13 protein-coding genes are annotated in these 12,313 nt (G+C 50.7%); 8 read left to right on the top strand and 5 right to left on the bottom strand.

Annotation, left to right across the window (positions count from 1 at the left end; all coding sequences use genetic code 11):
- Positions 1-55: 55 nt before the first annotated feature.
- Genes KIS77_17065 through KIS77_17085 form a run of 5 tightly spaced genes read left to right on the top strand, consistent with a single transcriptional unit; the run spans position 56 to position 6,944 of the window.
- Complete coding sequence (locus KIS77_17065) at positions 56-2,455, top strand: DEAD/DEAH box helicase family protein (protein MCW5924035.1); 2,400 nt, start codon at positions 56-58, stop codon at positions 2,453-2,455.
- Between the two features lie 9 nt (positions 2,456-2,464).
- Positions 2,465-4,036 (top strand): SAM-dependent DNA methyltransferase, encoded by a 1,572-nt coding sequence (locus KIS77_17070; protein MCW5924036.1) that lies wholly within the window; start codon positions 2,465-2,467, stop codon positions 4,034-4,036.
- Entirely contained in the window at positions 4,033-4,917 is an 885-nt protein-coding gene (gene dinD / locus KIS77_17075; GenBank protein ID MCW5924037.1) for a DNA damage-inducible protein D, read from the top strand. The genes KIS77_17070 and dinD overlap by 4 nt, the downstream gene beginning before the upstream one ends.
- Positions 4,914-6,056, top strand: coding sequence for a restriction endonuclease subunit S (locus KIS77_17080; GenBank protein ID MCW5924038.1), 1,143 nt, complete (start codon positions 4,914-4,916; stop codon positions 6,054-6,056). Before dinD ends, KIS77_17080 begins: the two co-directional genes overlap by 4 nt.
- 27 nt (positions 6,057-6,083) lie before the next feature.
- On the top strand, positions 6,084-6,944 hold the full coding sequence (locus KIS77_17085; GenBank protein ID MCW5924039.1) for a DUF2971 domain-containing protein: 861 nt from the start codon (positions 6,084-6,086) through the stop codon (positions 6,942-6,944).
- Between the two features lie 9 nt (positions 6,945-6,953).
- Here the strand turns inward: KIS77_17085 and KIS77_17090 are convergent, their stop codons facing one another.
- The 4 genes from KIS77_17090 to KIS77_17105 form a co-directional block, all read right to left on the bottom strand.
- The gene (locus KIS77_17090) at positions 6,954-8,225 is read right to left on the bottom strand and encodes a Y-family DNA polymerase (GenBank protein MCW5924040.1); all 1,272 of its coding nucleotides are present in this window, start codon (positions 8,223-8,225) and stop codon (positions 6,954-6,956) included.
- Entirely contained in the window at positions 8,207-8,695 is a 489-nt protein-coding gene (gene umuD / locus KIS77_17095) for a translesion error-prone DNA polymerase V autoproteolytic subunit (GenBank protein ID MCW5924041.1), read from the bottom strand. The genes KIS77_17090 and umuD overlap by 19 nt, the downstream gene beginning before the upstream one ends.
- A gap of 183 nt (positions 8,696-8,878) precedes the next feature.
- The gene (locus KIS77_17100) at positions 8,879-9,364 is read right to left on the bottom strand and encodes a hypothetical protein (protein MCW5924042.1); all 486 of its coding nucleotides are present in this window, start codon (positions 9,362-9,364) and stop codon (positions 8,879-8,881) included.
- A gap of 45 nt (positions 9,365-9,409) precedes the next feature.
- Positions 9,410-9,742, bottom strand: a complete 333-nt coding sequence (locus KIS77_17105; GenBank protein MCW5924043.1) for a DUF2693 domain-containing protein — start codon at positions 9,740-9,742, stop codon at positions 9,410-9,412.
- Positions 9,743-9,859: 117 nt separating this feature from the next.
- Here KIS77_17105 and KIS77_17110 point away from each other — a divergent pair, with 117 nt between their 5' ends.
- The 3 genes from KIS77_17110 (at position 9,860) to KIS77_17120 (ending at position 10,931) form a co-directional block, all read left to right on the top strand.
- On the top strand, positions 9,860-10,096 hold the full coding sequence (locus KIS77_17110; protein ID MCW5924044.1) for a hypothetical protein: 237 nt from the start codon (positions 9,860-9,862) through the stop codon (positions 10,094-10,096).
- Positions 10,093-10,299 carry a hypothetical protein gene (locus tag KIS77_17115; GenBank protein ID MCW5924045.1) on the top strand — a complete coding sequence of 69 codons (207 nt, stop codon included), beginning with the start codon at positions 10,093-10,095 and terminating at the stop codon, positions 10,297-10,299. Before KIS77_17110 ends, KIS77_17115 begins: the two co-directional genes overlap by 4 nt.
- A 224-nt stretch (positions 10,300-10,523) precedes the next feature.
- Positions 10,524-10,931 carry a hypothetical protein gene (locus tag KIS77_17120; GenBank protein ID MCW5924046.1) on the top strand — a complete coding sequence of 136 codons (408 nt, stop codon included), beginning with the start codon at positions 10,524-10,526 and terminating at the stop codon, positions 10,929-10,931.
- Between the two features lie 89 nt (positions 10,932-11,020).
- On the opposite strand, the gene hppD is transcribed toward KIS77_17120, so the two are convergent.
- Positions 11,021-12,172 (bottom strand): 4-hydroxyphenylpyruvate dioxygenase, encoded by a 1,152-nt coding sequence (gene hppD / locus KIS77_17125; GenBank protein ID MCW5924047.1) that lies wholly within the window; start codon positions 12,170-12,172, stop codon positions 11,021-11,023.
- Between the last annotated feature and the right edge of the window lie 141 nt (positions 12,173-12,313).

Below are 12,313 nucleotides of genomic sequence, written 5' to 3' on the forward strand. Positions count from 1 at the left end.
AAAACACCTTTCTTTGCTCCCCAATGGTGTGAAATTTGCCAATGCCAAACCACAGATGGAACAAAAGAAAATCATCATCTTAGAACACGACAGCGAGGAAGATACCCGCGCTGAAGACATTGAACCGGCATTGAAACAAGCCGAATGGACACGCGACAAAATACTAAGGGAGCGTGTGTTCACCGACGGCAAAATCATTATATTGGGAAAAGTAGCGAAGCGGCAAAAACCTAAAAAACCCGACTACCTTTTGAGGGTTGCGCAAAACTTCCTGATTGCAGTTATCGAAGCCAAAAAGAAGTATGCAACCGCATCCGCCGGACTTCAACAGGCCAAAGATTATGCACAATCGTTGGATTTGAAATTCGCCTACGCAACCAACGGCGCGGAAATCGCAGAGTTTGATTTCATCACCGGGTTGGAAACAATCGTTGACCGATACCCGACCCCGCAAGAACTTTGGAACAGGTTGCAAGCCGCCGAACCCGAACCTATTAGCGACCACACCAAAGACATCCTGCTAAAACCCCTTCACCCTACGCCCGGCAAGCCGCCCCGATATTATCAGGAAATCGCCGTAAATCGGGCGGTGCAAGCCATTTTGGAAGGGAAAAAACGGCTGCTGCTCACATTGGCGACGGGTACGGGAAAAACTTCGGTTGCCTTCCAAATCATTTACAAACTTTGGAACAACCGTTGGAACAACACCGGCGAACACCGCCGCCCGAAAGTGTTGTTTCTGGCCGACCGCAAAGTTTTGGTGGATGACCCCTACGCGAAAGACTTTGCCGTGTTCGGCGATGCAAGGGCATCCGTTTTTGATGACGGTGCGACCACCAGCCGCGAAATTTACTTTTCCACTTATCAGTCATTGGCTGAAAGCGAGAGCCGGGAAGGGTTGTTCAAACAGTTCCCGCGTACCTTTTTTGATTTGGTTGTGGTGGACGAATGTCATCGGGGCAGCGCAACGGATGAAGGAAATTGGCGGCGCATATTGGACTACTTCGCCGATGCCGTGAAATTGGGTTTGACGGCCACTCCCTTGCGACAAGACAATAAAGACACCTACGCCTATTTTGGAAACCCGCTTTACACTTACAGTTTGCGGCAAGGCATCGAAGATGGATTTTTAGCGCCCTACATTGTGCGCCGCATCGTAACGGAAGCCGACGCGACGGGTTGGCGGCCACAAGCGGGGCAAACGGATATGTACGGCAACGTCATTCCCGATGATATTTACCAAACCCCCGATTTTGAAAAGAGCCTTTCCCTGTTACCGCGCACAAAAGCAGTTGCCCGTCATTTGACCGAGCATTTGAAAAAGCACGGCAGGTTAGACAAAACAATCATCTTTTGCCACGACCAAGAACACGCCGACCAAATGCGCCGGGAGTTGGGCAACCTCAACGCCGATTTGATGAAGCAAAACCAAAACTACGTTGTCCGCATCGTGTCGGATGAAGGCGATACGGGCAAAGGGCTGTTGGGAAATTTCATGGATTACGAACCTTTTGAAAGGCCGGGTATTCCCGTCATTGTCACCACTTCCCAAATGTTGAGTACGGGCGTTGACATCCCGACTTGCAAAAACATTGTGCTGTTCCGCATGGTCAATTCAATGACCGAGTTTAAACAAATCATCGGGCGCGGAACACGGGTAAAGGAAGATAAAGGCAAAATGTTTTTCACCATTTTGGACTACACCGGCAGCGCAACGCGCAACTTTGCCGACCCCGATTTTGACGGCGAACCACCATTGATTACATCAGAAGAAATGGACGAAAACGGCGCAGTTGTGGAGGGCACTTTTGTTGAAGAACACGCCGAAACACCGCCCGCCGATTGGACAGACAGCGACATCGAGGCGATGACCAATCAAAACCAACAGCCCCGCAAATACTATGTGAAAGAGGGTGAAGTGACCATCGTGGCCGAATCGGTGCAAGTGTTGGACGCGAGCGGCAAGTTGCGCACCTTAGAATTTACCCAATACGCCAAAGGTGAAATCAAAACGCTTTTCACCGATGCCCAAAGTTTTCGGGCGGCGTGGGCTGACCCCGAACAAAGGCAAAACATCGTGACCGAATTGGAGGACAGGGGCATATCATTGGAACAACTTTCAGACATAACAAAGTTGACCGATGCCGACCCTTTCGATATGCTTTGCCACGTCGCGTTTGACCTGAAACCGATGACCCGCCGCGAACGCGCCGAACGGGTGCGCAAAGCCGCAACGTTGGCCGCTTATTCCAACGGGGCGCGGGAAGTCATCGAGTTGATTTTGGACAAATACGTTCAATTTGGCGCGAACGAATTGAACGCGGGGGTTTTGGAGGTGAAACCTATTTCCGACAAAGGGAACATTACAGAAATAGCCGCCCTGTTTGGCGGTGCGCCCAATTTGCTACGCGCATTGGATGACATTCAAAAACTGCTCTACGCCGAAGCCGCGTAACCTGACACAATGGCAAAAAGACAAAAAGAAGTTAAGACCGAAACCACCGCCCAACGCTTGTCCGGCCTGATAAAATCATGCCGCGACATCATGCGCAAAGACAAAGGGATGAATGGCGATGCCGACCGCTTGCCGATGCTGACTTGGATAATGTTCCTAAAATTTTTGGATGACGTGGAAATGGAACAGGAAACCAAAGCCCTGTTGAAACGCCAAACGTACCGCCCTGCCATTGGTGCGCCGTACCGTTGGCGCGATTGGGCAAAAAACCAAAATTTCACCGGCGATGACCTGTTGGCTTTCATCAACAATGAAAAATGCACCCTGCCCGATAGTACGGAAGGCGCGGGGTTGTTTTACCACCTTCGCGGCCTTCAAAGCGAGACGGGCAAAGAGCGCAAAGACGTAGTGGCAACCGTGTTTCGAGGCGTGGCCAATCGCATGATAAACGGCTACCTGTTGCGCGACGTGGTGAACAAAATAGACAGCATCCATTTCACCAGCACCGAAGAAATCTACACGCTTTCGCACCTATACGAAAGCATCCTGAAAGAGATGCGCGACGCATCGGGCGACGCGGGCGAATTTTACACGCCCCGCCCCGTAGTGAAATTCATGGTGCAAATGCTCGACCCGCAATTGGGCGAAAGCATACTCGACCCCGCCGCCGGAACGGGCGGTTTTTTGGTGGAAGCCTTTGAACACTTGCGCAAACAAGCCCAAAACGTTGAGCAATACGACACCTTGCAACAAAGCAGCATTTACGGCGGTGAAGCCAAAAACCTGCCCTACCTGCTTTGCCAAATGAATTTGCTGTTGCACGGCCTCGAATTTCCGAACATTGATAGCGGCAACTCGCTCCGAACGCCCCTACGCGACATAGGCGACAGCGACCGGGTGGACATCATCGTGACCAACCCGCCGTTTGGCGGCGAAGAAGAACGCGGCATACTTAACAACTTCCCCGATGATATGCGCACGGCGGAAACCGCCCTGCTGTTCCTGCAATTGATTATGCGCCGATTGAAACGCCGCCCCCCCCAGCCCCCCCATGAGGGGGGGAGAGGGGGACGCGCCGCCGTTGTCGTGCCAAACGGAACGCTGTTTGCCGACGGCATCGCTGCCCGCATCAAAGAGCAGATGTTGAAGGAATACAACCTGCATACCATTGTGCGGCTGCCCGACGGCGTGTTTGAGCCTTACACCGCTATACCGGCCAACCTGTTGTTTTTCGAGCAGGGACAGCCGACCCGTGACGTGTGGTTTTACGAAATACAACCGCCCGCCGAACGCAAAAAATACTCGAAAACCAAGCCTATGCAGTTCGATGAATTTGCCGACTGCATCGCATGGTGGAGCGACCGCCGGGAAGATGAAAACGCTTGGCGCATACCCGCCGCCGAAATCCTGCAATACGACGCGGGCGGCAAGTTGCTTTCCGCCAACTTAGACCGCAAAAACCCCAACCGCCGCAACGATGCCGAACACGCCGACCCTGCCGAAGCCATTGCTACAATACTCGAAAAGGAGCGGCAAATCCTATCTTTGATGGAAGAAGTCCAAAAATTGATTGCACCATGAAAAAAGAACTCATTGACGAACTCTTCCAAAAATTTGAAGAAGCCTGTTACCTAATCAAAGACACCGAGTGTTGGAGCGCCCGCGAACTTCAAACCATTCTCGGCTATGCCAAATGGGACAACTTCCTCAACGCCGTTGAAAAGGCCAAAAACGCCTGCGAAGGAGCAGGTGAAAAAATTGAACACCATTTTGCCGATGTCGGGAAAATGGTCGAAATCGGAAGCGGCACTCAACGTCGGATTGATGACATCGCCCTCACACGCTACGCCTGCTACCTCATTGCCCAAAACGGCGACCCCACCAAAAAGCCCGAAATCGCCTTTGCGCAGACGTACTTCGCCGTTCAAACCCGAAAACAAGAACTTATCGAGCAACGCCTGCTCGACCTCGACCGCGTGACCGCCCGCGAAAAACTCTCCCGCACCGAAAACAAACTTTCCGGCATCCTCTACGAACGCGGCGTGAACGAGCAAGGCTTCGCCATTATCCGTTCCGAAGGCGACAAAGCCCTCTTTGGTGGGCGCAGCACCCAAGACATGAAACGTAAACTCGCCGTGCCTGAAAGCCGCCCCCTCGCCGACTTCCTGCCCACGCTCACCATCAAAGCCAAAGACTTCGCCGCCGAACTCACCAACCACAACGTGGTGGACAAAGACCTGCACGGCCAGCCCGCCATACAGCGCGAACACGTGGACAACAACCTCGCCGTGCGCAAAATACTCCACGAACGCGGTGTGAAACCCGAACAACTGCCTCCCGCAGAAGACGTGAAAAAAGTGGAGCGCCGATTGAAGTCGGAAGAGAAAAAAGCCCTCGAAAAGCCGGATAAAATCAAAACCATGCCCCCCGGCGGCGAGGAAAAGGAGGACGACGAAACATGAAAAACGGTTGGAAAATGGTTAAATTGGGGGAGGTGTTGAGACCTTCGGAAAATCAGGTTTCAATAACACCTTTTGAAAATTACCCTCAAATCGGAGTCCGACTTTGGGGAGAAGGTGCGTATGCAAGAGAAGATGTTTTAGGCAGCGAAACCCAATATAAGTTTTTTTACAAGGCTGAAAAAGGGGATTTGACCTTCAACAAAATTTGGGTTAGAAACGGGGCGGTAACAGTCATTCCAGAAACTTTGCATGGCTTTTATGTATCCCCTGAATTTCCAGTTTATCATCCTGAAAAAGATATTGTTTCCTCCGACTGGCTTTATTTCCTCACCAAAAGCAAATTTTTTTGGGACAGGTGCAATGAAAAAGCCTTTGGGACAAGTGGCAAAAATCGTGTAAAACCGAGCGTGTTTTTGCAAGTTGAAATTCCCCTCCCGCCCCTCACCGAGCAACAGCGCATCGCCGGGCGGTTGGCGGCGTTGAAGGGGAAAATGGATGCGGTGCGGGCGTTGAGGGGAGAGCAGGAAAAAGAACTGGCATCTTTCAGAAACGGGTTGTTTAAGCAAATTTGTAACATCTACCCAATGGCTGCTTTAAATGAAGTTCTGATTCCTAACCGGGAAGTTGTAGCAATAGAAGCCGAACGGGATTACAAACAAATCACAGTCAAAATGCAGCATAAAGGAGTGATTTTAAGAGGTATGATAAAAGGCGGCGAAGTAGGCTCGGTTCAATTTCGAGCGAAGGAAGGCGATTTTATCATTTCAAAAATAGATGCAAGAAATGGCGCAATGGGTTTAGTCCCGAAGGAACTTCACAATGCAATTGTCACAAATGATTTCCCCCTGTTCTCATGTTCGGATAAGTGTTTATCAAAATATTTTGAGTTTGTTTCAAACACGGAATATTTTGACCAAAAGTGCATCGAATCGAGCGAAGGGACAACGAACCGTGTCCGCCTGAAAATGGACAGGTTCGGCAATATTGAAATACCTTTACCACCACTTTCGGAACAAAAAAGGGTTGTCGAAATATTGGAGAAAATGGAGCAACTGAAAGCGGTGCAAGCGGGGCAGTTGGCCGGGTTGGAGGGATTGTTTCCGGCGGTGTTGGAGCGGGCGTTTCGGGGGGAGTGGTGAAAAAACCGCATAGAACAAACCTCAAAAATGGAAAGCATCAAATCATTTAGCACAATGGAAACAAATTGGCAGGGAGTATCTTATGACGAAATTGACGTGCCAGAACCCCTTTACAAATTTAGGGAATGGCGTAAAAGTCAACACAAAACCATTTTAACGGAACAAATCGTGTATTTGTCGCCGCCTTCCGGTTTTGAAGACCCCTTAGACTGCAAAAATCCAGTCAGATTTGATTTGCGGTCTCACAGAGAGCAAAACAAACGTTTTTTTGACGAATCAGTGCGCCGTCATCCACATTGGTCAAAAAAACGGCATAAAAAATTTGCTAAGTATTGGATGAAACGTACCCCAATAAGGAATCCAGAGAAGTTGAAGCAAAAGCAAAGAGAATCCGACGCAATGTTTGACAAAGTATTCGGTGTCTTTTGCCTAACGCCTGTGGCGGAAAATTTTGAGTTATGGGAAAAATATGCCGATGACCATAAAGGATTTTGCGTTGGATTTTCTGGAAAGGAATTGCTTAGCGATTTTTCAAAATTCGGAATGAGTGGTCATGTGAATTACTACCCAAAATTGCCAATAATTCATCCGAACGAAGATTTTAAGGATAAAGCCAACAAAAGGGCATTTTCAAAACTTGAAAAGTGGTCATTTGAAAGGGAATACCGGACAACTAAAATCAAACCCGATGGAGAGGTTGGCAATGATTGGCGCAAAGTCAAAGTGCCAAGTGAAAGGTTTGTTGAGGTAGTTTTTGGCGCAAATATGCCAGAAGAAAATAAGCAGGAAATCATCCAATTAGCCAACGGTAATTTCCCAAATGTCAAATTCAAACAAGCCGAAATTGATGCAAAAAACAAGACAGTCACGATTAAGGACTTGTTTTAAAAAGCCCCTTTAAAACTTCACCTCCAAAATTTCTTGCCAACTCGTTGTAAACCGCCGCGAAAGGCGTTCCTGCCTTAGCCGCCATGCGTTCGCCGTGCCTTGCGTTCCAACTGAAATAGCGCCGTGTCCGTAACGCCCACGCAGCGCGTCCATTGCCCGCATCAGGCGTTTGTGTTTGTCCACGTCGGTCATCGAAACATCAAAGCCCAACTGGATTTCATTTTCCGGCACAATGCCTGAAATGATGACCCCTGCCTTTTTGTAGGCGTAACCGTCGCGCCAAATCGCCTTCAACGCCGTTTCCGCGTGACCGACCATGAGCAGGCTGCTGTTTGTGGCCGTCGGCAGCGTCACCGTTCGGGAAGGGTTGTATTGCGGCAATTCCGGCTTAAACGGGTTGGAGTGAAGGAACACCGTCAGCACGTTGGCCGCGCTGCCCTGCCCGCGCAATTTACAGGCGCAACGGTGCGCATGATTGGCAACCGCTTCGCTCACCCCGCCGAAGTCTGTCAGCATTTTGCCGAAACTTCGGGAGGTGCAAATGTTCTTTTTCGGCGGCGCGACGCTTTCCAATTCGAGGCAGGAAACGCCCTGCAATTCCATTTGCAGCCGTGCGCCCACGACCGTCAGGTTGCGCCGTACCCAATCGGCGGACAAGCGGGTGAAATCCCATGCCGTCGCCACGTCATTGCGGGCGAGCAGTTTTGCATATTGGCCGCCGATGCCCCACACGTCGCCGACGGGCATGGAGCGCAAAACGGTTTCGATTTCGTCGGCTGTTTCGAGTACGAAAACGCCGCCGTGTTCGGGCTGCTTTTTGGCGACGCGATTTGCCACTTTTGCCAGCGTCTTTGTCGGCGCGATGCCCACGCCCGTCGGGATGCCTACTTGCCGCAACACTTCGGCGCGAATGAAATAACCGTAAGCCCACCAGTCGGGGCAGTCCACGCCGCCGAAGTCCAAAAAGGCTTCGTCAATGGAATAGACCTCAATAGCGGGCGCAAGCCTGCCCAAAACGGACATCATGCGGCGCGACAAATCGCCGTACAAATTGTAATTCGAGGAAAAGACAGCGACGCGGTTTTTGCGCAAAAGGTCGGTCATCAGGTGAGCGGGCGAAGCCATTTCGATACCCAACGCCTTCGCTTCATTCGAGCGGCTGACAACGCAGCCGTCGTTATTGGACAGCACAATGACGGGGCGGCCTTCCAACGCGGGGTTGAAAAGCCGTTCGCAACTGACGTAGAAACAGTTGCCGTCCACTAACGCATACTTACCCACTTGCCCCGCCCCCCTTCGCGGACGTTTTTGATAACGAATGTGACCACGCCCCACACCCGGAAGTCATCGCCGTCATTGATTCGGATTTGCGGGAAGTCTTGGTTGGCCGGTAAAAGCAAACAGGTTTCGCCAGTAAACCGCAACCGTTTCACCGTAAATTCACCGTTAAGAAAAGCAACAATGATGTCGCCGTTGTCGGCGGTCAGCGAACGGTCAACAACCAGCACGTCGCCGTTATGGATGCCCGCGTCTTGCATGGAGTTACCTTTCGCACGGGCGTAAAAGGTAGCGTCTGGATTGTCCACCAATTCTCGGTTTAAGTCAATGGATAAATCTAAATAGTCGCTTGCGGGAGAGGGAAAGCCCGCCGGGATGCCGTCATTTGTAAATGGGAGCGGTAAATCGGTGCTGACATCGGCGAAAAAGATGTCAAGGGTAGGGGTTGCCCACCTGAAAGATAGTTCACTCATGGATTAGATGTTAGTATGTTTGAGCGACAAATATGAATCAAAATGTTTTTCATTTGCCGAATTTGCAAAAAATATAAATAAACTGTATTTATTTTACAAACAACTGATGCACCCTTGCAAAGCCAGTCGGCAATTCGCAAGGGTGCATCAGGAAGGAAACGAAAGGAAAATTCAGGCGGGAAATCAGGCTTTCGGTTGCCGCGTCAATGCGGCTGAAACGTCGGCGGGCGACGGAATGAGAGCGCCAAGCAATTCAAAAAAACCGGCGCGGATTTCATCGGAGAGACGGCAACCGCTATGCTGCCCGACCGCAAGTAACGCCCGCAAGGTCGTGTCCAATCCCTCGAAAGTAGCGGGAACTTGCAAGCGAATTGCCAAGCCGCCCGACGTGAAATAATACCCCGCGTTTTCGTTTGCACCGGGCGGCGTATCGAGCGCCATAACGCCCGCTTTCATTTGAGCGGGCAAAGGGTGAAGCGAGTACAGCAACCCGATTGCCTCACCTTGCAAACAGGCCGCATCGGACGGCAAAGGGTCGTGGAAACATTCGAGCAGCGTCATAAAGGAGTGACGCGCCGATGTCAGCCATTCGAGCGGTGCGGACGTGGTGACGCGGATTTCCACAAATGAAGGTTGGCCGGGATGGAATGAGATTCGAGACGCGGGCATGGGAAAAAGGCTTTGGCAGGTGAGAAAGAAAAAGCGGCTGCCCAATCAGGCAGCCACTTTCAAAATGCGTTCGGCGCGGAACGAACGCCAAGCGTTTTTATCGAGGTCGAAATACTTAATTGCAGTCGGGCTTTCGGCGCGGTCGCTGCCTTTGTGTTCGTACTGGAAAAGTTCGGGATTGAGCGTACCGTAAGCCTCCCTTACTTCGCCGTCTTGCTTTTGGAAAGTGAAGCGGGTAGCACCGGCGCGAAGGGCAGCGCGAAGGCGGGCAACTTGCCACGCTTGCGCCTGACATTGACCCCATGTAAGGAATTGATTTTGGCGGCGGATTTGGTGAGCGAGGGTAAGAATTTCGGAACGGTTGATTTGCTGTTTCATATCCTGTTTGCGCTTGACAGTACAAATATACGCACGAATAATTGTAAAATGCAAATAAACGTGCGAAAATTTGCAAACTTTTTTCGCGTAGGGCAGGAAACCCTATATTTTTACAACATGAAAAGCAGGGACTACAAAAAAGAACACGCCGAAAGGCGAATCAGCGTCTTAAATGGCGACGGCGAACTAATAGGCGTTTGGGGCAATCTGAAAAAGTTGTGCGAAGACATGAAAGAGCAGGACGGCGAGTTTTTGAGTTATTCGGCACTATCCCATCGGCGAGCCGACGAAAACCCGATTCGATTCAAGACCGGGCAAAAGGAGTACGCGGTTTACATTGAGAGAATCAGGTGAGCGCCCGCTTTGGTTTGCAAAATGCAGAAAAGGTTATCTTTGTCCCGACCGTGTTGCCGACTGTTTACCGTCACCATTCTTTTGCAGGGGCAACACGGTTTTTTCTGGCGGCGAAGCCGGAACGGAAAACGGGGCAAAATGTGGATGTTTTTACACCACTTTTTACACCACCATCTCAAAATTTTTTTCTAAGTTTTTGGTAATTAAGACTTTGTGAGTTTGGGTTGGTATCCCGCCAGCTCCACAAAAGTTTAAGCCAATTATCTGAAAATCAGGTAATTGGCTTTTTTGTTTGGCTAAGAATCCTGTCGGGCATCTGCAAGCGCATCGTTCTGGCCAAAAATATTGTCCCTGAGAAAAGAGACAATATTTCAAACCTGTGGTTATTCTTGCCATTCTTATTGCGCACATAGCAAATCAGATAAAAATGGCACTCTCAGATAATCACAAGCGAGCCGTATGGGCCACGCTGACAGTAATCGAAAAAAGAGTGGATGAAATCTATATGATGCTGCACGGGATGCCTGAGAGCAGTACTTATAGATTCGAGGATGACTTGGGCAAAGAGGAATCTGCGCGAATCCTGACACTTATCAATCAGATAAAACAAGCCATAAACAACATTTGTACCCGATATGAACTGAACAAGGACTTGGTGCCATTTTCCAGAGCGATTGGCACGGCACGCTCTTCCATCTGGGAAAACCTGCTTGACACTGACACACGCAGGTTGCAAACTTACGGCGCCTTTTCCAATGAAGAAGATGCCGCCGAACTCCAACAAAGTTTACAGTGCTTGCTTTCGCTTACAGAACAACTCTCTCCAAAAAGCTGAGAAAAGGAAGCCCCACGAATCGAAAAACGGGTTGACCACGAATCCTTTTGATTCAAAACCAGATGCCTTTCTGGCATTCTCTCCCTCCCTCACAACGTGCCCCGCCGCCGCTGTTCTTCCTCGATGCTCTCAAACAACGCCCTGAAATTGCCTTTGCCGAACGACTTGGCGCCCTTGCGCTGAATGATTTCGAAGAACATCGTCGGGCGGTCTTCCACAGGGCGGGTGAAAATTTGGAGCAAGTAGCCCTCATCGTCACGGTCGGCCATGATGCCCAATTCTTTCAGGCGCATCAGGTTTTCGTCAATCGCGCCCACACGCTCGGCCACCGTGTCGTAGTAAGCCCCAGGCACATGAAGAAACTCCACGCCGCGCTTGCGCATTTCGCTGACAGTGAACACGATGTCGTCGGTCGCCACGGCGATGTGCTGGCAACCCGCCCCTTCGTAGAACTCAATAAACTCTTCGATTTGCGACTTCTTTTTGCCCTCGGCAGGCTCGTTGATGGGGAATTTGATGCGCCCGTTGCCGTTGGTCATCACTTTCGACATGAGAGCAGAGTATTCCGTGGAAATATCCTTGTCGTCGAAAGAAATCAGGTTGGCAAATCCCATGACTTCGTTGTAGAATTTGGCCCACACATTCATCTGATTCCAACCCACGTTGCCCACGATATGGTCAATGTACTTCAAGCCTGTCTCAGGTGGGTTGTAACTCGACAGCCAGGGTTCGTAGCCCGGCAGGAAAATGCCGTTGTAGTTTTTGCGCTCCACGAAGATGTGTACCGTGTCGCCGTAGGTGTGAATGCCGGAGCGCACCACCTCGCCGAACCCATCACGCTCGACACTCGGCTCCATGAAGGGCGAGGCGCCGCGCTGTGTGGTTTCGTGAAATGCCGCGCGCGCGTCGTCCACCCAGAGGGCGATGACTTTCACGCCGTCGCCGTGTTTTTTGATATGCTCGGCAATGGGCGAATGAGAAGTGAGCGGCGTGGTGAGCACAAGGCGGATTTTGCCTTGCGCCAACACGTAGGAAGTGCGGTCGCGCGCACCCGTTTCCAGCCCGGCGTAGGCCAGCGACTGAAAGCCGAAAGCGGTTTTGTAATAATGCGCCGCCTGTTTGGCATTGCCGACGTAGAGTTCGACGTAGTCGGTACCGAGCAGGGGGAGAAAATCGTCGGCTTCGGTGAAGATTTTTTGCAGGCCGTAGTCGTAATTTTTAATGCCGGTCAGGGTAGTCATGATTTTAAAAATTTGATTTTCAGAAACTAAGGAACAGCGAGTCACCGAAACTCGCCGATACCACCGAAAAATGAGTTTTCAAGTTGCCCTAACAAGAAAAAAATATCGGTGGTATCGGCGTATGCTGTTGTTTCGGTGTTT

This window comes from Saprospiraceae bacterium (genome assembly GCA_026129545.1).
Lineage (GTDB): Bacteria > Bacteroidota > Bacteroidia > Chitinophagales > Saprospiraceae > M3007.